This window comes from Paraburkholderia sp. HC6.4b, from assembly GCF_014200875.1.
Classification (GTDB): Bacteria; Pseudomonadota; Gammaproteobacteria; order Burkholderiales; family Burkholderiaceae; genus Paraburkholderia; species Paraburkholderia tuberum.
In genome coordinates, this window is record NZ_JACHDC010000005.1 from 204,097 (window position 1) to 229,151 (window position 25,055).

Annotated in this window: 21 protein-coding genes; 13 read left to right on the forward strand and 8 right to left on the reverse strand. The window is 63.6% G+C overall.

Annotated features, from left to right (window positions below):
* Positions 1 to 432 precede the first annotated feature (432 nt).
* Both HDG34_RS09660 and HDG34_RS09665 read left to right on the forward strand, forming a co-directional pair.
* Positions 433 to 2,124, forward strand: coding sequence for a sensor domain-containing diguanylate cyclase (locus HDG34_RS09660; RefSeq protein ID WP_184059531.1), 1,692 nt, complete (start codon positions 433 to 435; stop codon positions 2,122 to 2,124).
* 194 nt (positions 2,125 to 2,318) lie between these two features.
* Positions 2,319 to 2,585 carry a hypothetical protein gene (locus HDG34_RS09665; RefSeq protein WP_018419782.1) on the forward strand — a complete coding sequence of 89 codons (267 nt, stop codon included), beginning with the start codon at positions 2,319 to 2,321 and terminating at the stop codon, positions 2,583 to 2,585.
* A 61-nt stretch (positions 2,586 to 2,646) separates the two neighbouring features.
* Here the strand turns inward: HDG34_RS09665 and HDG34_RS09670 are convergent, their stop codons facing one another.
* Both HDG34_RS09670 and HDG34_RS09675 read right to left on the reverse strand, forming a co-directional pair.
* On the reverse strand, positions 2,647 to 3,963 hold the full coding sequence (locus tag HDG34_RS09670; RefSeq protein WP_184059533.1) for an ATP-binding protein: 1,317 nt from the start codon (positions 3,961 to 3,963) through the stop codon (positions 2,647 to 2,649).
* On the reverse strand, positions 3,947 to 4,672 hold the full coding sequence (locus tag HDG34_RS09675; RefSeq protein WP_090803560.1) for a response regulator: 726 nt from the start codon (positions 4,670 to 4,672) through the stop codon (positions 3,947 to 3,949). Before HDG34_RS09675 ends, HDG34_RS09670 begins: the two co-directional genes overlap by 17 nt.
* A 218-nt stretch (positions 4,673 to 4,890) precedes the next feature.
* Between HDG34_RS09675 and HDG34_RS09680 the strand changes: the two genes are divergently transcribed.
* Positions 4,891 to 5,424 carry a periplasmic heavy metal sensor gene (locus HDG34_RS09680; RefSeq protein ID WP_090803559.1) on the forward strand — a complete coding sequence of 178 codons (534 nt, stop codon included), beginning with the start codon at positions 4,891 to 4,893 and terminating at the stop codon, positions 5,422 to 5,424.
* 134 nt (positions 5,425 to 5,558) lie between these two features.
* Here HDG34_RS09680 and HDG34_RS09685 read toward each other — a convergent pair whose 3' ends face one another.
* Positions 5,559 to 6,269 (reverse strand): pirin family protein, encoded by a 711-nt coding sequence (locus HDG34_RS09685; protein ID WP_018419778.1) that lies wholly within the window; start codon positions 6,267 to 6,269, stop codon positions 5,559 to 5,561.
* Between the two features lie 610 nt (positions 6,270 to 6,879).
* On the opposite strand from HDG34_RS09685, the gene HDG34_RS09690 reads away from it, so the two are divergent.
* The 5 genes from HDG34_RS09690 to HDG34_RS09710 all read left to right on the forward strand — a co-directional run bounded on the left by HDG34_RS09690 (position 6,880) and on the right by HDG34_RS09710 (position 11,915).
* Entirely contained in the window at positions 6,880 to 7,656 is a 777-nt protein-coding gene (locus HDG34_RS09690; protein ID WP_184059535.1) for an ABC transporter substrate-binding protein, read from the forward strand.
* Between the two features lie 274 nt (positions 7,657 to 7,930).
* Entirely contained in the window at positions 7,931 to 8,620 is a 690-nt protein-coding gene (locus HDG34_RS09695) for an ABC transporter permease (protein ID WP_184007926.1), read from the forward strand.
* Entirely contained in the window at positions 8,617 to 9,330 is a 714-nt protein-coding gene (locus HDG34_RS09700; RefSeq protein ID WP_018419774.1) for an ABC transporter permease, read from the forward strand. Before HDG34_RS09695 ends, HDG34_RS09700 begins: the two co-directional genes overlap by 4 nt.
* Before the next feature lie 39 nt (positions 9,331 to 9,369).
* Entirely contained in the window at positions 9,370 to 10,149 is a 780-nt protein-coding gene (locus HDG34_RS09705; RefSeq protein ID WP_184059537.1) for an ABC transporter ATP-binding protein, read from the forward strand.
* Between the two features lie 614 nt (positions 10,150 to 10,763).
* Entirely contained in the window at positions 10,764 to 11,915 is a 1,152-nt protein-coding gene (locus tag HDG34_RS09710) for a porin (RefSeq protein ID WP_184059539.1), read from the forward strand.
* Between the two features lie 182 nt (positions 11,916 to 12,097).
* On the opposite strand, the gene glnK is transcribed toward HDG34_RS09710, so the two are convergent.
* Positions 12,098 to 12,436, reverse strand: coding sequence for a P-II family nitrogen regulator (gene glnK, locus HDG34_RS09715; protein ID WP_013088783.1), 339 nt, complete (start codon positions 12,434 to 12,436; stop codon positions 12,098 to 12,100).
* A gap of 102 nt (positions 12,437 to 12,538) precedes the next feature.
* On the reverse strand, positions 12,539 to 14,251 hold the full coding sequence (locus HDG34_RS09720) for an NAD+ synthase (RefSeq protein ID WP_184059541.1): 1,713 nt from the start codon (positions 14,249 to 14,251) through the stop codon (positions 12,539 to 12,541).
* 150 nt (positions 14,252 to 14,401) lie between these two features.
* Here HDG34_RS09720 and HDG34_RS09725 point away from each other — a divergent pair, with 150 nt between their 5' ends.
* Together HDG34_RS09725 and HDG34_RS09730 are read left to right on the forward strand one after the other, a co-directional pair.
* Positions 14,402 to 15,571 (forward strand): GNAT family N-acetyltransferase, encoded by a 1,170-nt coding sequence (locus HDG34_RS09725; RefSeq protein ID WP_184045694.1) that lies wholly within the window; start codon positions 14,402 to 14,404, stop codon positions 15,569 to 15,571.
* Positions 15,572 to 15,581: 10 nt separating this feature from the next.
* A complete protein-coding gene (locus HDG34_RS09730; protein WP_090803545.1) occupies positions 15,582 to 15,899 on the forward strand; it encodes a GIY-YIG nuclease family protein in 318 nt (105 codons plus the stop codon).
* Between the two features lie 6 nt (positions 15,900 to 15,905).
* Here the strand turns inward: HDG34_RS09730 and HDG34_RS09735 are convergent, their stop codons facing one another.
* Together HDG34_RS09735 and ppa are read right to left on the reverse strand one after the other, a co-directional pair.
* On the reverse strand, positions 15,906 to 18,002 hold the full coding sequence (locus HDG34_RS09735) for an FUSC family protein (protein WP_184059544.1): 2,097 nt from the start codon (positions 18,000 to 18,002) through the stop codon (positions 15,906 to 15,908).
* Positions 18,003 to 18,290: 288 nt separating this feature from the next.
* The gene (gene ppa / locus HDG34_RS09740; protein WP_129958864.1) at positions 18,291 to 18,818 is read right to left on the reverse strand and encodes an inorganic diphosphatase; all 528 of its coding nucleotides are present in this window, start codon (positions 18,816 to 18,818) and stop codon (positions 18,291 to 18,293) included.
* Between the two features lie 295 nt (positions 18,819 to 19,113).
* Between ppa and HDG34_RS09745 the strand changes: the two genes are divergently transcribed.
* From HDG34_RS09745 to HDG34_RS09755, 3 genes are all read left to right on the forward strand, one after another.
* Positions 19,114 to 20,553 carry an aldehyde dehydrogenase family protein gene (locus HDG34_RS09745; protein ID WP_184059546.1) on the forward strand — a complete coding sequence of 480 codons (1,440 nt, stop codon included), beginning with the start codon at positions 19,114 to 19,116 and terminating at the stop codon, positions 20,551 to 20,553.
* A gap of 91 nt (positions 20,554 to 20,644) precedes the next feature.
* Positions 20,645 to 21,403, forward strand: a complete 759-nt coding sequence (locus HDG34_RS09750) for an SDR family oxidoreductase (RefSeq protein ID WP_184059548.1) — start codon at positions 20,645 to 20,647, stop codon at positions 21,401 to 21,403.
* Between the two features lie 140 nt (positions 21,404 to 21,543).
* Positions 21,544 to 22,863 carry an MFS transporter gene (locus HDG34_RS09755; RefSeq protein WP_184059550.1) on the forward strand — a complete coding sequence of 440 codons (1,320 nt, stop codon included), beginning with the start codon at positions 21,544 to 21,546 and terminating at the stop codon, positions 22,861 to 22,863.
* 699 nt (positions 22,864 to 23,562) lie between these two features.
* Here the strand turns inward: HDG34_RS09755 and HDG34_RS09760 are convergent.
* The gene (locus HDG34_RS09760) at positions 23,563 to 24,183 is read right to left on the reverse strand and encodes a phosphatase PAP2 family protein (protein ID WP_221309084.1); all 621 of its coding nucleotides are present in this window, start codon (positions 24,181 to 24,183) and stop codon (positions 23,563 to 23,565) included.
* Positions 24,184 to 25,055 lie beyond the last annotated feature (872 nt).

Here is a 25,055-nt window from a genome sequence, read left to right on the forward strand (position 1 = left end):
CAAGCCCCGGCACGCGTCGCCGCGCCGCACTGTACTCTGCTGCCCGGTGCTTCAGCGTGACACGTCGCGGGGCCGTCTCGCGGCGTGGCGTGCAAGCCACATCGGCGCGTCGCCCCGGCCGTCGTCGCTCGATCGCTTCATTGGCCCGCACAGCTATCAAGAAAGCGGCGCGGCTGCCGTTAAGAATCGGATCGGCGCGGCATATGCAGGCGGCATCCCAGCAATAACGGTGGCATCGTGCCCCGCGACGGTTAAAATCGGGAAACGACGTACCTGTTTATCAGCGGATCATCCCGGGCATGGCGACGGCGCAGCGCACCTCGCTCGCGACGGGACGAAACCGCAGCTGATGCAGATAACGACACAGCGTTGAGAGCGCGCTGCCCACGAACGAGCAAGTTGCATGTCACAGCCAGACGGATCAGAGGGTCGATGAACAGGACAACCTTGCGCCAGGTAGCCGGGCCGGTCAGCTTCGTGCTGATCGTACTCGTCTGCTGGTTCGTGGCTGGCATGGTCGCGGACCGGATGGTACAGCAAGAGCTGGACGCGGCGTTGCACACGCAGCGGCAAATGTCCACGTCGATCGTCGACAACATGGCTGAAGTGATTGCCAGCGACCTCGCGATGTCCCGCGCCATCCCCGCAACCATGGCCGAAATGGACGTGGTGCAGCGTGCCCTCGTGCAATCGCAGAATTATGCCGTGAACAGCGAGGCGGCGGAACCCGCTTTGCGAGCCGCCTTGCTCAAGGATCCGAAGATGGCCGGGGTCAGCAGGTTCCTGCACGAAGCGCAGGGCTTCTCCGGGCTCGATCAGGTATGGATCGTCAACGCGAACGGCATCTGTGTTGCGTCGAGCGGCACGATGTCGAACCCCGAGGGTGCGCAGCAATCGTTCGTCGGCGTGGACATGCGCGCGCGCGGCTATCTGACCAACGCGCTGCTCGGCGCATTCTCCGAAGCCTACGGCGTGGGTCGCGCGAGCGGCGAGCCGGGCATCTTCATCGCCGCGCCGGTGTACGCGGACGGGCTGCTGGTCGGCGCGGTGGTCGCGAAGGTCGGCATCGCGCGGTTGCGCCACTGGGTCGCGCACGCGGGCACCTTCGTGTCCGACGACAACGGCGTCATCATCATGGCGCACAACAGCGCGCTCGAAGGCCACGCGTTGCCGAACTCGCGCGTCACGCTGATGAGCCCCGCCGAGCGGCGCATCATCTACCGCCGGGAGACGTTCCCCGACATGCTGATCCGCGAAGACACGCAAGTGCGTGAGCAGGCGCCGTGGGTGCCGGCGTCGGTCGCCGCGCAGCTGTTCGGCATGATCGAACAGCCGGCCCCGGCGCTCTATCAGAACCGCGGCGGCCTGAACTCGGGGCTCTCCGCGCACCTAGTCGATCCGCTCGCCGCGTGGCCGGAGCTGCTGCGCAACCACAAGCGCGACCACCTGCTGGTGTTCCTGACGCTGGCCGGCACCGTCGCGCTCGCGTGGGTGATCACCGTGTCCTACGTGCGCGAGCGGCGCCACCATCGCGCGACACGCGATCTCGCCGAGCAGTTGCAGTCGGCCAATACGCTGCTGTCGGCGGAGGCGCGGCACGATGCGTTGACCGGCGCGCTGTCGCGGCGCTATTTCCTCGACCTGCTACGCCACGAGATCGATCGCGCGCACGCGGGGCGCGAGCCGCTGTGCATGGCGATCGCCGATCTCGACCACTTCAAGCAGATCAACGACCGCTTCGGCCACGCCGCCGGCGACCGCGCGCTCGAACATTTCGTCGATACGTGTCGCGCCGAGCTGCGTGGCTCCGACGCGGTCGGCCGGCTCGGCGGCGAAGAGTTCGGCCTGCTGCTGCCGGCCACCGATCTGACGGGCGGGCGCGAAGTCGTCGAGCGTCTGCGGCTGCGGTTGAAAGCGGTGCCCTCGCCGAAGCTGCCGGCCTCGGCGGGGCTGAGCGTGAGCATCGGCATCACCGAACTGTCGCCCGACGATCTGCCCGAGCGTCTCATGAGCCGCGCCGATACCGCGCTGTATGCGGCGAAGACCGGCGGGCGCGACCGCACCGAAGCACTGCCGCCCGACGATACGGCGCCGCCTACGCGCACCGCGGTGAATGCCTGGTGAATGCCTGGTGAATGCCAGGTGAATGCCTGACGCTCGCCGAAAGATTCAGCGCGCGACGGTATCGCCCTCTCCGCTCAGCCAACCCACGCCGACACCCTGCCCCGCGCTGAAAACGACGCCGAGCCTCCCGCAACGAAGCAGGTATCATCAATCCTGATATCGGATTGTCACTACCGCACTAACGGGAGATTCGCATGAAGGGAAATCTGGTGATCGTCTGTCGCGATCACGACGCTGATGCTTTCGACCATCTGCTCGCCGAATACGGCGCGTTCCAGACGCGTCTGTCGTCGACCGCGTGGTATCTGAAACTGGAGGTCGCGCCGGAACTGATTCAGGAGGAAATACTCGCGCGCCTCGGCAAATATACGACGCACTATATCTTCGAGGCGGAATCCGTGACGTGGAATACCGTCGATAGCGAAACGGCGAACGCGTTGAATACGCTGTTTTCGGACTGAGCTCTCGCCGCTCGCGATGCCGACGCCTCGCGCGCGCATCGCGACGCCAACACCCCTGCTTCTACCAGGCGTTTTCCGAGGCGGTCGCGACCCGCGGCAGCACGTCGAACGGAAAACTCATCAACACCCGCAAACCGCGGCCGCCATGATTGCCGATTTCCCATTCACCGCCCGCGCGCCGCACGAGCCGCTCGACGATCGCAAGGCCCAGCCCGCTATGGCCGTTGCCGCCTCGCGCCGGATCGAGCCGCACGAACGGCCGGCTCGCGTTGATCAGGTCCTGGGCGGCGATGCCCGTGCCGCTGTCGCTAATTGATAGCGTAAAGCTCTGCGGTGTGCGCGCGGTCGCGACGACCACCGGCGGCGCGCCATACGCATGCGCGTTGTCGATCAGATTCGACAGAATCCGGTCCAGCGTGGCCGCCGGCAGCAGAAATGACGGCCCGGCGTTCAGTTCCGTGTGCACGGTCGACGCACTGCTGGCCACCGCCCGATAGCTGCGCACGACACGCTCGCACTGCGCATCCACTTCCACGGGTTCGCTGCGGTCCGCGCCGTCGTGCGCGAACAGCAGGAACTGCTCGACGATATGCGTCATCGAATCGACGTCGCGCACGACGCCGTCGCGCGTCTTCGCGTCGTCCATCATTTCGGCGCGCAGCCGCAGACGCGCGAGCGGCGTCTTCAGGTCATGCGCGACACCGGCAAGCATCACCGCACGATCGTTCTCGGTGCGCGCGACTTCCTGCACCATCTGATTGAAGCCATGGGTGAGTTGCCGCAACTCGCGCGGCCCGCGCTCGGGCACCGGCGGCACCGGCAGCCCGCGACCGAAGCGCGCCACCGCCTGCGCGAGCAAGCGCAGCGGCCGCTGCAGCGCCCACGCGGCGAACAGCGCCGCCATCACCGCAAACGAGAAAATGATGACGAGCCACAAGACCGTGCGGTCGAGCGAGCGCGGCATGCGCAGCGGCTGCACCGGCACGACGATCCAGTTCTGATCGGTCACGGCGCGCACCCATAGCATGGGCGGAGCGCCGGGCGGACCGACGCGCACCTGGGTGTCGGCCGGCATGCGGTCGCGCACGTCCTCGACGAAACGCGCGAGCGGCGGCGGCATGTTAGCGCTGGCCGCCGGCACGTCCGGGCTCGCCGGGTCGACCAGCTTCACACGCGACGGCAGCGGTTGATCCGGTGTGCGGGCGACGTGCTGACGCACCGCGTCGACGAGGAAGGTCGCTTCCTCGACCGCGTAGCGCGTTTGCAGTTGCGAACGTTCGAGTCGCATCAGCGCATACCACGCGAAATGCGACAGCAACAGCACCGCGACGACGAGCAGCGCGAGCCGCCCGAACAGCGAATCAATGGGCCGACGCATGCTGCTCGCCGTCCGGCACGAACACGTAACCACGGCCGCGCACGGTCTGGATGAAGCGCGGCGTGGATGGATCGGTTTCGAGAATGCGACGCAGGCGCCACACCTGCACGTCGATGCCGCGGTCGGTGCCGTCGTACTCGGGACCGTGCAGCAGTTCCAGCAGGCGCTCGCGCGTGAGCGTGCGCATCGGGTGATTGACGAAAATCTTCAGCAGCGCGAACTCGCTGCCCGACAGCGCGAGCGGCTTGTCTTCGAGATGCAGCGTGCGCGACTGGAAATCCAGCGTGAAGCGGCCGAAGCTGAACGGCTCGCGCTGCTCGGGCGCGGCCGCCGACGGCAGCGTGCGGCGCCGCCGCAGCACCGCCTGCACGCGCGCGAGCAGTTCGCGCGGATTGAACGGTTTGCCGAGGTAATCGTCGGCGCCGAGTTCGAGCCCGACTATACGATCGACGTCGTCCGCACGCGCGGTCAGCATGATGACGGGGATATCGTCGCCCGACGCACGCAACTTGCGCAGCGCGGTGAGGCCGTCCACGCCGGGCATCATCAGGTCCAGCACGATGAGGTCGGGGCGCTCGCGCTCGAGGCGCCGTTCGAGCGAGCCCGCGTCGTGCAGCACCGAAACTTCGATGCCCTGACGGGCGAGATAGTCGCGCAACAGATCGCGCAGTTCGACGTCGTCGTCGACGACCAGGATTTGAGTAGCCATGGAATGAAGTTTAACGCGCAGCCAAAAGGGATTTCGTTTTCCAAACGGTCTGAAGGGTTACCGGGTGTTACGGTGAAAGCCACACGTAATTGCTGGTAATAGCGGCGTCCGGGCGCGTAACACAGCGGCGCACGCAGTTCTCTACGCTGTGCCTTACCGAGTGCAGGCAGTCCAAAGACCGGTTGCTTCGTCGGCTATTCCATTACAAGGAGCCTCATATGTCCACCAAAAAGATGTCGCGCGTTCTCGCCGTTGCTGCCACCGCTCTCGCCATCGGCGCTGGCGCCGCTTACGCCGCCCAACCCGCCGAGCAGGCGCACGGCGGGCCCGGCGGCTGGCATGGCCACTTCATGAAGGAACTGACCCAACTCCACGACCGGCTGAAGCTGAACGCGGATCAGGAAAAGCTGTGGCAAAACGCGCTCGATACGATGAAGCAGAACCGCGAAGCGATGCGCGCCAACCACAAGCAGGTTCAAGATCAGTTCAAGGCCGCACAGCAACAGCCGATCCTGGATCTGAACGCGATGGCCGCGACGCATCAGCAGATCGAGCAGAAGGACGCGCAACTGCGTCAGCAAACCACCGACGCGTGGCTGAAGTTCTATAACGGCCTGAACGACCAGCAGAAGACCACCGTCAGCACGGCGCTGAAGCAGCGCTTCGCGCGGATGGAGCAGCGTCACGAGAAGATGCGCGAGCGCTGGGAGCATCACAAGGGCGCGGCGTCGGCGCCGGCCGCCAATCAATAAGCGGCGCATTCGCGAGGCGGGCCAGGGAGGGCGCCGCGCTAATAGAAAAACGCCACGGAAGAGGTTTTCCGTGGCGTTGCTGTTTGGCGCTGCTCGCTGCCCGATCGGCGGCCCGCGCGAATCAACCGCCTGAATCAGCCGTTCAACTGACCCAGATCGAACAGCAGCACTTCCGCGTCGTCGCCCTTTTCCAGCGTCACCGTGTCGACGTCGCTGAGCTTCGCGGCATCGCCCGCCTCGAGCACCGTGCCGTTCACGCTCAGCGTGCCGCGCGCGACGTGCAGATAGCCGAGGCGCCCCGCCGGCAGCGCGAACGTCGCGTGTTCGGCGCCGTCGAACAGTCCCGCGTAGATCGACGCGTCCGCATGGATCGTCACCGAGCCGTCACGGCCGTCGGGCGACGCGATCACGCGCAGGCGGCCGCGCTTGCTGTCGGCGTCGAAGCGCTTTTCCTCGTAGCCGGGCTGGTCGCCCGCGCGGCGCGGGATGATCCAGATCTGCAGCAAGTGCGCGAGTTCGTCGCGCGACGCGTTGAACTCGCTATGCTGCACTCCGGTGCCCGCGCTCATGCGCTGCACGTCGCCGGGACGGATCGTCGAGCCATTGCCCATGCTGTCGCGATGCGCGAGCGCGCCTTCGAGCACATACGTGACGATCTCCATGTCGCGATGCCCGTGCGCGCCGAAACCCTGACCGCCGGCGATGCGGTCTTCGTTGATCACGCGCAGCGGCCCGAAGTGCACGTGCTCGGGGTCGCGGTAATCGGCAAACGAGAAGCTGTGATACGAGTCGAGCCAGCCGTGGTTGGCGTGACCGCGTTCTGCGGAGCGGCGAATCTCGATCATGGAAAGTCTCCCGGTAAGTAGTCAATCAGAGCGATGTTGGGAATGTAGGGGTTGCGCCCCCCCATAACAATCGTGCGCAACCGCACCGCAGCGTTCCATCGCTGCATGCAATCGCGCGACCGGCGAGCCCATCGCGCGGAAAGCCCGGCGCCCGGATGCCCCGCGCCCGGCAGCCCGGCGCCCGGCAGCCCGGCGCCCGCAAAACCGCGCCGGCGTCGCGCACGCACAACGCGTTGCACGGCGTCTTGCCGCTCGATGCCGCGCTGCGCTGGCAGCTTGCCGCTCTTCGGGTAAAATACCGCGCTTTTCAAGCCGCGTGGACGTCCCGCGGGACGTGCAGGCCGCGCCGGCAAGCCTCGGCGGGCGGGCCGCAACCGGTGCGCGACGGGCTTCGACTCGGCACCAGACCGTGCGAGCCACGCCCGATAAGCACCGAACGCGCCGCACCGGCGCGCCACGTCGGACGAACCCGCCCGCGCAAGGACGACCAGAGCGCGGCGACGATCCCTGCGGCACGTCAATTTTGACCGCCTAGAATACCGACCGTCGGCCCTCGGCCGGTGCTCGTCGAGTCGTGTCATTACGACGATCAGTTTGATTCAGGAGAAACATGAAGAAGTTCGCACTGTGCGTGGCTCTGGCAGTCACGGCCACCGGCGCGATGGCGAAAGAATGGAAAACGGTGCGCATCGGGGTCGACGCAAGTTATCCGCCATTCGAATCGAAGTCGCCTGATGGCGACATCGTCGGTTTCGATGCCGATCTGACCCGCGCGCTGTGCGCGAAGATGAACGTGAAGTGCGTGTGGGTCGCGCAGGATCTCGATGGCATCATCCCGGCGCTGAAAGCTCGCAAGTTCGACGCGATCATTTCCTCGCTGAGCGTCACCGACAAGCGCCGCGAGCAGATCGACTTCTCCGACAGGATGTTCGACGCGCCCGCCCGCATGATTGCGAAAACCGGTTCGCCGCTTCTGCCCACCCCTGAATCGCTGAAAGGCAAGCACGTCGGCGTCGAGCAGGGTTCGACGCAGGAACAGTACGCGAAGACCTGGTGGGAGCCGAAGGGCGTGCTCGTCGTGTCGTACCAGAATCAGGACCAGGTGTACGCGGATCTCGCGTCGGGCCGCCTCGACGCCGCGCTGCAGGACGAAGTGCAGGCCGACGCCGGCTTTCTGAAGACGCCGCGCGGCAAAGGGTTCGCCTGGGCCGGTCCGGAAGTGAAGGATCCGCAGACGATCGGCGAAGGCACCGCGATCGGTCTGCGCAAGGGCGATGCCGAGCTGAAGGCGAAGTTCAATCAGGCGCTCGCCGAGGTTCATCAGGACGGCACGTTCAAGAAGCTCGAAAAGCAGTACTTCGATTTCGACATTTATCCTGGCCGTTGAGCGAAACAGGCAGGATACTGCGTGGTAAGCCGGCCCGTGCCGGTGGCGGTGAAAGCGGCAACGAAGGTGGCGACACCAGGCAGTAGATTCAAAACAATCCGAGACGAAAGTCCCACAAGCGCGCTGCAGGAGCACCAACGTTTCTGCAGCATGATTTGCACAGCGGCACGCTGTGCGCCGCGGATCACGGCGAGCCAGGCGCTCGTCCCCGACGCGGCGCTACGCGGGCCGCGTCTTTCGCGGTGCGCGAGAAGCGCATCGTCGTGGACTACCTATGTTCCTTCAAGGCTACGGCCCGCTGCTTCTCAGCGGCACCTGGCAAACCGTCAAGCTGGCGGTGTTCTCGCTCGCGCTCGCGTTCGTGCTCGGCCTGCTCGGCGCGGCGGCGAAATTGTCGAAGAACCGTCTGTCGAACGGCATCGGCACGGTGTATACGACGCTCGTGCGCGGCGTGCCCGATCTCGTGCTGATGCTGCTGCTGTTCTATAGCATCCAGATCTGGCTGAACAACCTGACCGACGCGCTCGGCTGGGAGCAGATCGACATCGACCCGTTCGTGGCCGGCGTCGCGGTGCTCGGCTTCATCTACGGCGCGTACTTCACCGAGACGTTCCGCGGAGCGTTTATCGCGGTGCCGCGCGGCCAGCTCGAAGCGGGCGCCGCCTACGGCATGACGAGCTGGCAGGTGTTCTCGCGCGTGATGTTCCCGCAAATGATGCGCTTCGCGCTTCCGGGCATCGGCAATAACTGGCAGGTGATGGTCAAGGCGACCGCGCTCGTGTCGATCATCGGTCTCGCCGACGTCGTCAAGGCCTCGCAGGACGCCGGCAAGGGCACCTTGCGGTTCTTCTTCTTTACCCTGCTCGCGGGGGCGATCTATCTCGTCATCACCACCGTGTCGAACTTCGTGCTGATGTACCTCGAAAAGCGTTACTCGACCGGCGTGCGAAAGGCGGATCTATGATCGAGATCATTCAGCAATACTGGCGCAACTATCTGTTCACCGACGGCTATCGCTTCACCGGCGTCGCGATCACGTTATGGCTGCTGGTCGTGTCGATCGGCCTCGGCTTCTGCCTGTCGGTGCCGCTCGCGGTCGCGCGCGTGTCGAAGAAGAAATGGCTCGCGGGCCTCGTGTGGCTCTATACGTATATCTTCCGCGGCACGCCGCTCTACGTGCAGCTGCTGCTGTGCTACACGGGTCTCTACAGCCTCGAGATCATCCGCAACAACGAGCTGACCAACGCGTTCTTTCGCGACGGCATGCACTGCACGCTGCTCGCGTTCACGCTGAATACCTGCGCGTACACGACCGAAATCTTCGCGGGCGCGATCAAGGCGACGCCCTACGGCGAGATCGAAGCGGCGCGCGCGTACGGCATGTCGTCGTTCACGCTGTACCGGCGCGTGATTCTGCCGTCGGCGCTGCGCCGCGCACTGCCCTACTACAGCAACGAAGTGATCCTGATGCTGCACGCGACCACCGTCGCGTTCACGGCCACGGTGCCGGATATCCTGAAGATCGCGCGCGACGTGAACTCCGCGACGTATCAGTCGTTCAATGCGTTCGGCATCGCCGCGCTGCTGTATCTGTGTATTTCTTTCGCGCTCGTGTGGCTGTTCCGCCGCGCCGAGCGTCGCTGGCTCGCTTACCTGCGGCCGCAAGGCAAGTAACTGCGCGTCCCTGGACAAGCAAGCTCGTTAAGGATCCTGATGAACTCCAAGAAGCAGAAGCTCTTCGTCGACGAGCTTCACAAAAAGTACGGCGACAACGAAGTCCTCAAGGGCGTGTCGCTGAAAGCCAATGCCGGCGACGTGATCAGCGTGATCGGTTCGTCCGGTTCGGGCAAGAGCACGATGCTCCGCTGCATCAACTTTCTCGAACAGCCGAACGCGGGGCGCATTTTCGTCGACGGTGAGGAAGTGCGCACGCAGACCGCCAGGGACGGCGCGTTGCGCGTGTCGGACCCGAAGCAGTTGCAGCGTGTGCGCACCAGGCTTTCGATGGTGTTCCAGCACTTCAACCTGTGGTCGCACATGAACGTGCTCGAGAACATCATCGAGGCGCCGGTGCATGTGCTCGGTCTGAAGCGCAAGGAAGCCGAGGACCGCGCGCGCGAATATCTGGAGAAGGTCGGTCTCGCGCCGCGTCTCGAGAAGCAGTATCCGTCGCATCTGTCGGGCGGCCAGCAGCAGCGTGTCGCGATCGCGCGGGCGCTGGCGATGCACCCCGACGTGATGCTGTTCGACGAGCCGACCTCCGCGCTCGACCCGGAGCTCGTCGGCGAAGTGCTGAAGGTAATGCAGAAGCTCGCCGAGGAAGGCCGCACGATGATCGTCGTCACGCACGAAATGGGCTTCGCGCGCAATGTGTCGAACCACGTTATGTTTCTGCACCAGGGCCGCGTCGAGGAAGAAGGCCATCCCGACGAAGTGTTCAGGAACACGAAGAGCGAACGTCTGAAGCAATTCCTGTCGGGCAGTCTCAAGTAATAAAATTACCCCGCGACTTATGATGCGAATGGCATGGAAAATGTAGTCAATGTAGTTTTACAAGGCGCTTACGAGCGCCTTTTTCGTTTTTACCATGTCCTACCGCCCGGCCATTCGAACGACGAAAAAGCGCCGAAAATCCCACAAAACGGGCCATTCAGGCCGAGTTTTCGCCCTACACTGCCACTTTTTACTCGTCAATAGTGGCAATCCTTAATCCGACCGCTTCCAGGCCGCGATTCCCTTGCCGAACAAGGCTTTGCGCCTTTTCCCGAGAAACTGCTTCGGGCGCCGGCCCACATTCGTATTGCAATTTGGCGACACCCCTTGTGGACGGTACTAATTTCTTCTTCCAGTTAAAGTTATTTTTGATAAATTGGTAACCAAAGTAGCAAAACAAAGTTGATTAAAAGTAGTTTCACTTCAAAACACAGAGGAGAACCGGTCGGCGTGGGATCGGCATGATGCAAAGATAGCTCGACGCTACATGTCATGACAGGAGAATCCCTATCCACCCGCCACTCTCCCTGGTACCGCTTTCTGTTCGGTGCTTATCGCGTCCGAACACCACTCGCAGTACTGGGTTTCTTTTTTGACAGGGTATGGAGGAGAAGATGAAGAAAGCTTTGCTCGTCGCTGCGCTGATGTCGGCCGGCGTTGTTGCACACGCTCAGAGTAGCGTCACGCTGTATGGCCGTTTGGATGCAGGTCTCGAGTACATGTCGGGCGTCCCGACCGGCGCTAACGCCAACGGCGCGGCCAACACCAGTTCGAACCGCTTCAAGGCGGAAAGCGGCGACTGGGGCACCAGCCTGTGGGGCATGAAGGGTGTCGAGGACATCGGCGCCGGCAACAAGATCCTGTTCCAGTTGGAAGGCTCGTTCAACACGATGACGGGCGCAGGTCCCGGCGGCGGCGGTCTCTTCAATCGCTGGGCAACGGTCGGTATTTCGAACAACCAGTACGGTACGTTCACGATGGGCCGCATGCTCTTCATCTCGAACGGCGTGTGGGACTTCGACCCGTTCGGTCAGTCGGACTGGTCGTCGGCATCGCTGGTGCGTGGCCGCAACTGGCCGCAGTCGAGCAACAACTTCGCGTACCAGTCGCCGAAGATCGCAGGCTTTGACTTCTACGGTCAGTACGCGCTGTCGAACGCGACGAGCTGGAACGGTAACGGCACGACGCCGCAAGGTCGCGAAGCTGGTGCGCAGATCACCTACACGACGTCGCTCTTCCAGGTCCGCGGTCTGTACGATGAAATCCGCAACCCGGCGAACGGCGGTCTGTACGGTCCGCACCTCGACGTGATCAACGCGGGCAATGCGGCTGGCGGCGTATTTTCGGCATCGCGCGAGTACTCCGCTCTGCTGAACGTGTTCCTCGGCCAGTTCAAGATTCAGGCTGCTTACCAGGCAGTCCGTTCGGCAGGCGCAACGGGGGTTCTGCCCGGTCAGCCGACCACGCTCGATCACGAATGGGGCGGTGTGACGTGGCAGGCAACGCCGGCTGCAGCGCTGATCGCGGCGGTCTACCACGTGAACGGCAACAACGGCGCGGGCAATGCGACGATCTACACGATCGGCGGTTCGTACAACCTGTCGAAGCGCACGCTGCTCGACCTGCAAGCCGCGACGGTGCGCAACAGCCGCAATGCTAACTTCGGTCTGAACGCGAACAATGCGGGCTTCGCCGCTGCAACGGACAACCCGCTGCAAGGCCGCCAGCAAAGCGGCGTGTACGCAGGTATCCAGCACTCGTTCTAATCGAACGGTGCGCCCCGAGGGTCATCCCTCGGGGTGCAATACAGGTTTCTTCGAGAGAATCTTTTTCACGCTGCTGCGAGAGGCGCGTATCGGTGCGATATCCGCAAGGGTATTGCACCGTTTTTTATTCGGCGCACGGTCTTTGCCGTTGCGCGCACCGGGCCGGTGCGTGATTGCACAGCTTATACGGCCGCTTCGTTCTCTTCGCCGGTACGGATACGGATGACGCGCTCGACGTCCGCGACGAAGATCTTGCCGTCGCCGATCTTGCCGGTACGCGCCGCGCCGATGATCGCGTCGATGACCTGATCGCACTGGCTGTCCGCGACCACGACTTCGATCTTCACTTTCGGCAGAAAGTCGACCACGTATTCCGCACCACGATAGAGCTCGGTATGCCCTTTCTGGCGGCCGAACCCCTTGACCTCGGTAACGGTCAGGCCGGTGAGGCCGACTTCCGCGAGGGCCTCGCGCACTTCGTCGAGTTTGAACGGTTTGATGACTGCGGTGATGCGCTTCATGGCGAACCTCGTCTCTTGATGGGAAGAGTGAAAAGGAAAAGGATGATTTTTATTCTACGCCGCGCCGGATGCATTGCGGCATCCGCGCGCGGGTGCCGTCTTTCACTCCACCGGTTCGGTGTAGCGCGACGTGATCGGATAACGCCAGTCGCGGCCGAACGCGCGATGCGTGACGCGAATGCCGATCGGCGCCTGACGGCGCTTGTACTCGTTGATCTTGATCAGGCGCGTGACGCGCTTCACGTCGTCGACCTGATAACCCGCCGCGATGATCTCCGCGAGCGAACGGTCCTCCTCCATATACATGCGCATGATCGCGTCGAGTACTTCGTATTCGGGCAGGCTGTCCTGGTCGGTCTGGTTCTCGCGCAGCTCGGCGGACGGCGCGCGCGTCAGAATCCGCTCGGGAATCACGTCGCGCGTCGCAAACGTGGTGGCCGCGTTCCGATAGCGGCACAGCCGGTACACGAGCGTCTTCGCGATGTCCTTGATCACCGCGAAGCCGCCGGCCATGTCGCCGTACAGCGTGCAATAGCCGACCGCCATCTCGCTCTTGTTGCCGGTGGTCAGCACGATCGAGCCGAACTTGTTCGACAGCGCCATCAGCAGCGTGCCGCGAATGCGCGCCTGAATGTTCTCTTCGGTCGCATCTTCGGCGCGGCCCGCGAACTCCTCGGCGAGCGAGCCGCGGAACGCGTCGAACATCGGCGCGATCGCGATCTCGTCGTAACGCACGCCGACGCGGCGCGCCATCTCGGCGGCGTCGCTGGTCGAGATATCGGCCGTGTAGCGCGACGGCATCATCACCGCGCGCACCTTGTCGGCGCCGAGCGCATCGCATGCAACGGCCAGCACGAGCGCCGAATCGACGCCGCCCGACAGACCGATCAAAGCACCAGGAAAACCGTTCTTGCCGATGTAGTCGCGCACGCCCATCACGAGCGCCGCGTAGACCTGCGCTTCGATCGACTGCTCCGGCGCGATCGCGGCCGGCAGCGGCGTGCCAGCGTCGAACTCGACGATCGCCGTGGCTTCCTCGAACTGCGCGAGCTTCGCGACGAGTTCGCCCCGCGCGTCGAGCACGAACGAACCGCCATCGAACACGAGTTCGTCCTGGCCGCCGACCATGTTCACGTAGACCATCGGAATACCGGTTTCGCGAATGCGCGCGCGCAGGATGTCGAAGCGCACTGCTTCCTTGTTCAGGTGGTACGGCGAGCCGTTCGGAATCAGCAGCACCTGCGCGCCCGCGGCCTTTGCCATCTGCGCGGCCGACGCATGCCACGCGTCCTCGCAGATCACGACACCGTACTTGACGCCGTCGAGTTCGAACACGAACGGCTGCGGGTCGGAGGCGAAGTAGCGTTTCTCGTCGAACACTTCGGTGTTCGGCAGATCCTGCTTGCGATAGGTGCCCTTCACTTCGCCGTCGACGATCAGCGACGCCGCATTGAACGTATCGACTGGCGGCACGCCGCGCTCGATCGGCGCGTTTGCATTACCATGGCCGTTCGCCGGGCGGTGCGCGAGGTTGTCCGACCCGTCGCGCAGCGGATGGCCGACGATCACATGCAGACCGGTGAACGGCTTCAACTGTGCGGCGAGATCGGCCAACGCGGCCGCGCTGGCGGTGTAGAACGCGGGGCGCAGCAGCAGGTCTTCGGGCGGATAACCCGACAGCGCGAGTTCAGGCGCGACCAGCAGCTTCGCACCATCGCTGTGCGCGGCGCGCGCGGCGGCGACGATCTTCGCGACGTTGCCGGCGAAGTCGCCGACGGTGACATTGATTTGAGCAAGAGCGATTCGGGTCTTCATGGCAGGATCGACAGGCAAGCCTTCACGGCTCGCGGTACCGCGGCTCGATGGCTCGACGGGATTGAACAAACCGGATAAACGAACTCAACGAACGACGTGGCAGCGTCAGTTTCACAGCGCCGCGCCGGTCATTGCATACAGTCACTCAGATTGAACCAGCAACGTATCGATTATCGCACGGGCATTCTGGCCTCGCCCTCCGAGGTGGACGCCGCCGAGTGGAACGCCCTCCTCGCCGCGCAGGCGCAGCCCACGCCGTTTTTGCGGCACGAGTTTCTGAGCGCGCTCAACGCGACGCAATGCGCGGTTCCCGACACCGGTTGGGCGCCGCAATTCGTCACGCTGACTGACGCGCGCACGGGCATGCTCGCGGCGGCGGCGCCCGTCTATCTGAAGGGACACTCGTACGGCGAGTACGTGTTCGACTGGGCCTGGGCCGACGCGTACAAGCGCAACGGCCTGCCCTATTACCCGAAGCTGCTGTGCGCAGTGCCCTTCACGCCGGTACAGGGCAACCGGCTGCTGTCGGCGAACGAGCATGCATTGCGCCATCTCGCGGCCACGTTGATGGCGTTCGCCGAGCAGGCCGAGGTGTCGTCGCTGCACGTGCTGTTTCCGACGCAGAGCGAAGCGAACGCGCTCACCGATATCGGCATGATGCAACGCGAAGGCGTGCAGTTTCACTGGCTCAACGACGGCTATCGCGACTTCGAAGACTTTCTGTCGACGCTCGAACAGAAGAAGCGCAAGAACATCCGCGCCGAACGGCGCAAGGTGCACGAGGCCGGCATCACGATGCGAAGGATCCGCGGCGCAGACATCGAGGATGCCGACTGGCGCTTCTTCAGCAAGTGCTATCGGCAAACCTATCGCGAGCATTTTTCGAGTCCGTATCTGAACCTCGATTTCTTCCGGATGATCGGCGCGTCGATGCCGGAGAATCTGCTGCTCGTGATCGCCGAATATGAAGGCAAGCCGATCGCGAGCTCGCTCGTCGTCTATCAGCGCGACGAGAAAACCGGCGGCACCTTGTATGGCCGCTACTGGGGCGCGCTCGAACACGTGCCGTGCCTGCACTTCGAAACCGCGTACTATCAGCCGCTCGAATTCTGCATCGAAGAAAAGCTCGGCGCATTCGAAGGCGGCGCGCAGGGCGAGCACAAGATGGCGCGCGGCTTTCTGCCCACGGTCACGCGCTCGACGCATTGGCTCGCGCATCCGGCATTCGCCGATGCGGTCGGCCATTTCCTCGATAACGAAAAAAACAGCATCCACGCGTACGTGGACGAGCTGCGCGAACACAATCCGTTCAAAGGCTAGAAGCGCGGTTATGGCGTGGTTTCTCTATCTGCTCGAATGCTCGGACGGCAGCGTCTATACCGGCATCGCGACCGATGTCGCTGCTCGCTTCGACAAACATCTGAGCGGCACGGGCGCGCGTTATACGCGCTCGCGCAAGCCGGTGCGGGTGCTGGCGTCGTTCGAGCTGGCGGACCGGTCGAGCGCGTCGAGCGCCGAGTATTGGGTCAAGCGGCTCACGGCGGCCGATAAACGGGCGCTGGCGGCCGGGGTGTTCACGCTGCAGTCGGTGTTGCCGGTTGCAGCGGTGAATGACGTCGCGGAAGACGGCGAGCGTTCGGACGGCTGAGTCGTGCTACCCCCTCGCCTCCCGCATCCTCTCCGTCAGCAGCCGATGCACCCGCGCCAGCTCGCCCACCACATCTGCTTCCAGCGACGTCAATTGCGCGCGAGCGGGTAACTCGAGCCGCACCGGCCGTAACGTGCGGTTCAGCGCGGCCTCGATCGCCGCGCTGACCGCCTCGACCCATTCGTCGAGTTCGCTATGCATGTCGCGACGGTTCGCAGTGAGGCGCAACTGCGTCGCGGTGCCGGCCATCCGTCGCAGCAGGCTCAGCACCGTCAGCGTGACCGTATCGGCCATCGAGTCCTCGAGCTTTTCGAGCCGCACGCGGCCGATCGCTTCCTCCGCGTTGTTGCTGGTGAGGCCCGCGGCGCGGCGCAATTGCTCGATCTCCTTGCCGCCATGCCGAGGCGCGTCGAGCGACGCGCGCAGATACGCGAGATTCGCGCGCACCGCGTCGCCGAGATAGACGCGCACATCGAGCTTCTCGCGCGTCGGCCATAGAAGGAACGTCGCGAGCAGCGCGAGCACGCAGCCGAGCACGTTGTTGCCGAGCCGCGTCAGCGCGAACGCCAACTCGTTGGCGCCCGGCGTCGCGAAGTCGGCGACCAGCACGAAGGTCGGCGTCAGGAACAGCACGAACAGGCTGTAACTGACGGGGCGCAGCGCCATCGTCGCCATCACCAGCGGGAACACCGCGAGCGCGATGCCGAGCGGCGAATGAATCGCATAGCCGATCGCCGCCGCGAGCACGCCGCCGACGATACTGCCCATCGCGCGTTCGATGCTGCGCGGCCAGGTCGCGGCGATCGACGGCTGCAGGATCAGCAGCGTGGCCATCGTGGCCCAATAGCCGAACGGCAGACCGAGCGCGCGAATCACGACGAAGCCCGCCGTCGTCGTCACGCCGACACGCGCCGCATGGCGCAAGCCGACCGACTGCCACGACAGGTTGGCGTTCAGCGTCGACCACGCGCGCGCCGTATAACGCGCGACGCACGCGCTCCACGGCTCGACGTGCACCTCACGCGGCGCGAAATCGACGAGCTCGAAACCGGATTGCAGCTTCACCGGTTCGAGCAACGCGCTTTCGAGCCGATGCGCGAGACGCCGCAGACGCGCCTGCAGGTCCGCGAGACGTTCCCAGCGCGCGTCGCCGGTCGCGCTGCCGATGTCGCTGAGCACTTCGCCGATCGCATTGAGCGAGCGCACCGCGCGTTGCGTGCGGCGCGAATCGTCGGGCACTTTCGCGCCCGCGCCCGACACCGCGATCAGATACGCGAACAGCGCTTCGCCATCGGTCAGCAGGCCGAGCAACGTGTCGTAGACGGCCGCCCCGCCCGCCTTCGATGCGGGCACGTTCGCGAGCGCATCGCGCGAACGTTCGAGCGACGCGCGCGCATCGGCGCGAAAGCGCGTGGCATGCGTGGCCCATTCGCGCGGCGCGGCACGGCCGCCGACAAGCCGCGCGCTGTCGAACGCGACATCGGCGAGGCGCAGATACACCGCGCGCAACGACGCGCGGCTCGCGCCGAATGGATGAATGCGCCACACCGTCAAGCTCAGCACGATCGCGAACAGACAGCCGACCAGATAGACGCCGAGAAACGCGACACCCGCGCGCGCGTCGTGCATCGGCCGATCGACCATCACGATGCAGGCGGTCGCCGCGAGGATCGTCACCTGCGACGTGGCCGCGCCCCAGATGCGGCCGAACGCGCCGAGCGTCGTGAACGCGAGCACCGCGAGCGCGGCCCACGCGGCACCCGAGGCGGACGCGAACGCGGTCATGCCGCCGCACAGCGTCGACAGCAGCGCGAAGCTCATCATCGACATGAAGCGCGCGCGGTTCGAGCCGGCGGCATCGGCGAGGCAGGTCCAGAACGCGCCGATCGCCGCCCACGCAAACACCGGATCGTGCAGCACGTTGCCGAGCGCGAGCATCGCCGTCGATGCGCACGCCGCCCTCAAGCCCTCCGACAGATTCGCCTCGCTCGCCGCGAACGACACCATCCAGACCGGCCGCTTGCGATAGATCGCGGTGACGACCGAATGCAGCCGGGTCGACCAGCGCGGCGATGTCGAGTGGGGCTTGCTGCGGTTCATCATCCGGACCGTGGTTCTTGAAGTGATGGAAACGCGCGTTGATGCCGTGAGTTCGCGCGCGAGGTCGTGCGGCGAATGATAAGGGTTTACACCTAAATATAAAAATGCGTTCCGTTCATCGGAGCGATGCATTCAGGTTATGCGCGCGAGACGGCACGTGCCAGACGAAGATCGCGGCGCTTGTTGCACGGTAGTCGAATGCCGCGCAAATCAGATGAAAAAACCGCGCGGTCCTTGCGGACTCGCGCGGTTTTCGTACTGCATGCAGCAAGCGGATGAACCGCGGCGCGCTTACTTCTTGTAGTTCGCCACGCCTTCGCTGATTTCCTTGTGGGCGGCATCGACGTCGGCCCAGCCTTCGACCTTGACCCACTTGCCCTTCTCGAGCGCCTTGTATTGCTCGAAGAAGTGCTTGATCTGGTCCTTCAGGTAAGCGGGCACGTCGTCGACCGACTTCAGGTTCGCCGTCATCGGGCAGATCTTGTCGTGCGGCACGGCGATCAGCTTCGCGTCGACACCGGACTCATCAGTCATCTGCAGCATGCCGAGCGCGCGGGCACGCACGACCGAGCCTGCCAGCAGCGGGAACGGCGTGATCACCAGCACGTCGACCGGGTCGCCGTCGCCCGACAGCGTCTGCGGAATGAAGCCGTAGTTGGCCGGATAGCGCATGCCGGTGCCGATGAAACGGTCGACGACGAGCAGGCCCAGGTCCTTGTCGGCTTCGTACTTCACCGGGTCGCTTTGCGCCGGGATTTCGATGATGACGTTGAAATCGTGCGGAAGGTCTTTGCCTGCGGGAACGTGATTGAAGCTCATGAGCGCTCTCTGAAGGGGATGGAAATCGGAAGGCGGCGAACGGCGCGCGGGCTGCGGATGCGGTGCGAACTGTGTGCGAACCGCGAACGTCGGGCACTGAAACCCTCTCGCCCCGAACGACGGGGCCGCGCACCGGACCGTACGGAATGCGCCATTATAGCCAATCGGCAGGTGGCATCCGCGGTCGGATCGGCGCGATAATCGGCTGGCGTCTCGCTTCGCGTCTCTACCGTTTTGTGTCTCCCCTTCGAACCCGCGCCGCCGCACGCCGGCCGCACGTCATCAAGGAGCATGCATGGAAGAAGCACGGCATTTCATCGGCGGCGAGTGGTGCGCCGCTTCCGGCGGCGAATCGATCGCCGTACTCGATCCCTCGGACGGCCAGCCGTTCACGCGCATCGCGCGCGGCACCGAGGCCGATATCGACACCGCCATGCACGCGGCGCGCGCAGCGTTCGACGGCGCATGGGGCGCGCTGAGCGCCGCCGAGCGCGGCCGCGTGCTGTACCGGCTGTCGCTGCTGGTGGCAGCGCGCCAGGAAGACCTTGCACGGCTCGAAGCGCGCGACACCGGCAAACCGCTCAGGCAGGCGCGCGCCGACGCCGCCGCCCTGACCCGCTACTTCGAGTTCTACGCCGGCGCGGCCGACAAGCTGCACGGCGAAACCCTGCCCTACCAATCCGGCTACACGGTGCTGACGATCCGCGAGCCGCACGGCGTGACCGGCCACATCGTGCCGTGGAATTACCCGATGCAGATCTTCGGGCGCAGCGTCGGCGCGGCGCTCGCGACCGGCAATGCATGCGTCGTCAAACCGGCCGAGGACGCGTGCCTTTCCGTGCTGCGCGTCGCAGAGCTCGCCGCCGAGGCCGGCTTGCCGGCCGGTGCGCTGAACATCGTGACCGGCTATGGACACGAAGCGGGCGCCGCGCTCGCGCGTCATCCGGGCATCGATCACATCTCCTTCACGGGCTCGCCCGAAACCGGCAAGCTCGTCACGCAGATGGCCGCCGAAAACCACGTGCCGGTCACGCTCGAACTCGGCGGCAAGTCGCCGCAAATCGTGTTCGCCGACGCCGATCTCGACGCCGCGCTGCCGGTGCTGATCTCCGCGATCGTGCAGAACGCCGGGCAAACCTGCTCGGCGGGCAGTCGCGTGCTGATCGAGCAGGCGATTTACGAGCCGCTGCTCGACAGACTCAGCAGCGCCTTTCAGGCGTTGCGCGTCGGGCCGTCGAATGCCGACCTCGACTGCGGACCGCTGATCAGCGCGAAACAGCAGCAACGCGTGTGGGACTTTCTGTCGGACGCGCAACACGACGGCATCGCGATGGCCGCGCACGGCGAGGTGATTCCCGAAGCGCCTGAAAGCGGCTTCTATCAGGCCCCGACCTTGCTGCGTGACGTGCCCCCGAGCCACCGCCTCGCGCGCGACGAAGTGTTCGGTCCGGTGCTCGCCGCGATGTCGTTCCGCGACGAAGCCGAAGCGCTCGCGCTCGCGAACGGCACGCAGTTCGGGCTCGTCGCCGGCATCTGGACACGCGATGGCGCGCGCCAGATGCGCCTCGCCCGACGCGTGCGCTCGGGCCAGGTATTCATCAACAACTATGGCGCGGGCGGCGGCGTCGAATTGCCGTTCGGCGGCGTCAAGCATTCGGGACATGGCCGCGAGAAAGGCTTCGAGGCGCTGTATGGCTTTACGGTGCTGAAGACGATCGCGATCCGGCACGGCTAGCGGGTGCCGTAGGGCTCGCTCGCGATCGGCGCGAGCAGCACGTTACACGCAACAACGCATCGCTCTATCCATCACAAACAACGGAGACATCATGCGGTTGACAGGTAAAACGGCCATCGTCACGGGCGGCGGTTCGGGTTTCGGCGAAGGCATCGCAAAGACCTTTGCGCGCGAAGGCGCGAACATCGTGGTCAACGACCTCAACGGGCCGGCCGCCGAACGCGTCGCGAGTGAGATCGCAATTGCGGGCAGCAAGGCGATCGCGGTCTTCGGCAACGTCGCGCAACGCGACGACTGGCGCACGCTGCGCGAGGCCGCGCTGGCAGACTTCGGCAGCGTGCAGATCGTCGTCAACAACGCGGGCACCACGCATCGCAACAAGCCGGTACTCGAAGTGACCGAGGCCGAGTTCGACCGCGTCTATGCGGTGAACGTGAAGAGCATCTACTGGAGCGTGCAGGAGTTCGTGCCGTATTTTCGCGAGCAAGGCGGCGGCAGCTTCATCAATATCGCGTCGACGGCGGGCGTGCGGCCGCGGCCCGGGCTCGTCTGGTACAACGGCAGCAAGGGCGCGGTGATCGTCGCTAGCAAGTCGCTCGCCGTTGAGCTGGGGCCGGAGCGGATTCGCGTGAACTGCGTGAATCCGGTGATCGGTGAGACCGCGCTGCTGTCCGAGTTCATGGGGGTCGAGGATACGCCGCAGAACCGGCAGAAGTTCCTGGCAGGGATTCCTCTCGGGCGGTTTTCGACGCCGCAGGATATTGCGAATGCGGCGCTGTATCTGGCTTCGGATGAGGCGGAGTTTATTACCGGCGTGTGTCTCGAAGTGGATGGGGGGCGCTGCGTGTAGCGGTAGATGAAGCGCTGCGCACGCACTGCGTGCGCGGTCAGTGTTTTCCCCCAATATCGATTCGTCCTGCAAAAGACCTGGCGCGGATAGAATCGTTCGGCGGCGGCACTTCAATTCCATAAAAATGAGGAGACATAGTCATGGCTAGTCCTGCAAATCCGCTCCACCATCCCGGCGCTGGCGCGCCGCCTTCGACGTTCGAAGAGGCGACTTATCGCAAGGTTACCTGGCGGCTCGCGCCGCTATTGATGCTCTGCTACATCGTTGCCTATCTGGACCGTGTGAACGTCGGCTTCGCGAAGCTGGGGATGAGCACCGATCTTGGCTTGAGCGATGCGGTGTATGGCTTCGGCGCGGGGATTTTCTTCATCGGCTATTTCATCTTCGAAGTGCCGAGCAACGTGATCCTGCATAAGGTCGGCGCGCGTGTCTGGATCGCGCGGATCATGATTTCGTGGGGCGTGATATCCATGCTGACGATGTTAGTCACCACGCCGACGATGTTTTATGTGATGCGCTTTTTGCTTGGACTTGCAGAGGCGGGGTTCTTTCCTGGGATTATTTTGTATCTCACCTACTGGTATCCGGCGCATCGGCGTGGACGGATGACGACCTGGTTTATGACGGCGATTGCGTTGTCGGGGGTGATTGGTGGGCCGGTGTCTGGGTACATCCTGAAGAACTTCAACGGCGTGAACGGGTGGCACGGGTGGCAGTGGCTGTTTCTGCTCGAGGGGGTGCCGTCGGTGCTGGTTGGGATCATCGTGTTCGTGATGCTCGATGATCGGATTTCGAAGGCTAAGTGGCTGACCCGGGAAGAGCAGCAGTTGCTTGAGAGTCAGGTGTCGGCTGAGGAAGCGACCAAGCACGATATGCCGATTCGGCAGGTACTCACTAGCGGGCGGGTGTTGATGTTGAGCCTCACGTACTTCTCGTTTGTGATGGGGCTTTATGGGGTGAGCTTCTGGTTGCCGACGATTATCAAATCGACCGGCGTTACCGATGCGTTTTTGATTGGGCTGCTATCGGCGGTGCCGTTTGCGGCGGCTGTTGTGGCGATGGTGTTTGTGGCGCGGAGTGCGGATCGGTCGAGGGAACGGAGATGGCATATTGCGTTGCCGGCGTTTCTTGGTGCTGTGGGGCTCGTGCTTTCCGTCGTTTGGGCGCATAACACCCTGCTTGCCATGACTGGGTTGACGCTGGCTACTATGGGCATCCTCACTACACTGCCGTTGTTTTGGAGTTTGCCTACGGCGATTCTGGCAGGCACCGGCGCCGCTGCCGGGATTGCGATGATCAATTCGATTGGCAACCTTGCCGGTTTCCTTAGTCCTTATGCTGTGGGGTGGTTGAAGGAGGTTACCGCGGCGAACGATTCGGGGATGTATATGTTGGCGGCGTTTATGGTGCTGGGCGGTTTGCTTGCTATTAGTGCGCCGGCGAGGATGGTTAATAAGTGATTGGAGTCGCTGCTGAATGTTGCAGAAAGAGTGATTGCCCGCCTTCGCGGAATGCCACCGACGAGGTCGGGTTTATATGACCTTAGTGAAGCAGACGCAAAATCAGTCGGTGTCAAATTGGCGGGCGAGCTTCGCTCGACTTACTTCAAAAGCGTCCCCCCAGTGTTGGGCGCGTTGGCATTTGGAGCAATGACTCGGGTTAGTGCCTCGCGTGTGAGCTCCCAACCGAAAGCTATAGCCGTACGCGAGCAGCGGCACCTGTGGTGATCGGCCAACAATCAATCTTCGGTAACCAGCTCGGACACTCAGGCTTCCACTGCGCCCAGGAAGCAGCCATTAAATCTGAGGGATGGCGGTCGCTTCTCATCGGCCATACCCGACGTTCGGCTGCCGGGGTTTGTGAGGCCGCTCCAAGTCGCATTTCCGACATTTGCATATCGGAGTTGGCGAATGTCGCACTCGCTGCGAGCGAATGCGTACTGTCGCCCCCTTTCGGTCCTTCGACGCAACGTGGTGAAATCGTCAGGTTTGGAGGGCGGATTCAAACGGCCATTCCATCGCGATGACGGTTCGCGCTGCTGGATACGGGTGGTGGCGAGCAAACTCTGCGCGTCGAACTTACGGAGCGTTGTTCAAACGAGGTCAGGACGTCGCCGCGCCGCCACCTGCACACCAGTCACGTCCGTTTCGCAACCAGATCTAGAACCGCTTCGCGAAGCCAACCGTAAAACCGTGCGGGAGAATCTGCACGAACAGGGGTGTCTGCCACGTCGTGCTCAAGTATCCTACCGCCGTGCCAAGCGCCCAACCGGCGAGGACGTCGGTCTGCCAATGCGCCTGGCTTTTCACGCGTGCGATCGAATCATAGAGCGGCAACACCTCGAGTGCCCAAACCCACGGATCACGCCGACCATAGTTGACGATGAACGGCGTTACGAAACTCGCCTGAAGGGTGACTTCACCACTGGGAAAACTCTTTCCGCCGCTGAACCATTGGTTCGGTCCCTGGCCAGCGCTGGGCCGCTGGCGACCGAACGCATATTTCATGCCTTGGGCAGCGACCGCCGATATCGCCGTAGCGTCGGCCGATTGCCAGAATGTATGGCCCAGTTCGTTGTCATTCCCAAGCCACAGAGCCCCACCCGCCGTCGTGGCTATCACGGCGTATTCAAGTGCGAGCTGAACATTGCGGTTCCATATGCCGCTCTGATCCAGCGCGACTTCATGATCGATCCCGCCGGCATATGCGCCCGAAAAAGTGAACGCCGTGATTGCGGCGGCTCCGCACCGTCTCCCTGTCACCCTGATTCCAGAAGTCATCGATCTCATTTTCGCCCTCGCGCAGCAGTGTGGCGAAAGGTTCGCGTAACTAGCTTTCTGCAGTTACTTTAAGACGCAACGTGAACGACGATCGCGGCCCGCACCATGATCGCCATGGATCATGGTGGCGACGATTGAAGGCAACTTCAGTCCGCCCCGGATCTATTCAAACCTTCCGATACTTCAATTGGCGCCTCGATGCGTAAACCGCCAGCAGAAGGAACTGCCGTCAACGTACCAACGCGACGGGATGCACAGCATGTGGTCGAATACGGTGAAACCCATGTTGCACAAGATCGTACTAGACCGATCTGAAGGAAACGTTAAGACCCGAAACGTTTCCAATGCTTAGGGAGCTAAGCCATGTCACATCAGCATCGAATTGATCGTGCCGGGCATATTCTCGCGATGGCACCAGAGGCGGCTTGAAAGGTCCTGTTAGCGCGGCACTTAACAACATGTCGAACCAATGTCGTCGGGCCCGGATCTCTGGTTTACCCAGGCCTGTGGCTGCCTGGGAAATCCCTAACTCCATGAACAGGACGGCCTGCCAGCATGAGTGCTTACGCCGCTAGACCGGCCTCAAGAGAAATGGCTGGTGTTGAAATGGATACGCATCCTCTACCGCTGCTCGCAGACTGGGACACGATACGACGAAAGCGTCTATCTAAACGCATTGAGGAAGCGAGGCTCGCCCCTTCTTGCAAACCTCATGCTTCCCCCTTCTAAAAGCTTGACGGACCGCCTCAGGGCGTGAAGCGGTCGATCAGAGTCCGAAAACAAACGTCCTTCGGTACGATTTCGGCCCGTCAACACAACCTCGTTGAACATTGCCTCCTGGCCAAACCTTGGCCGACGATGAACTGCCTAGC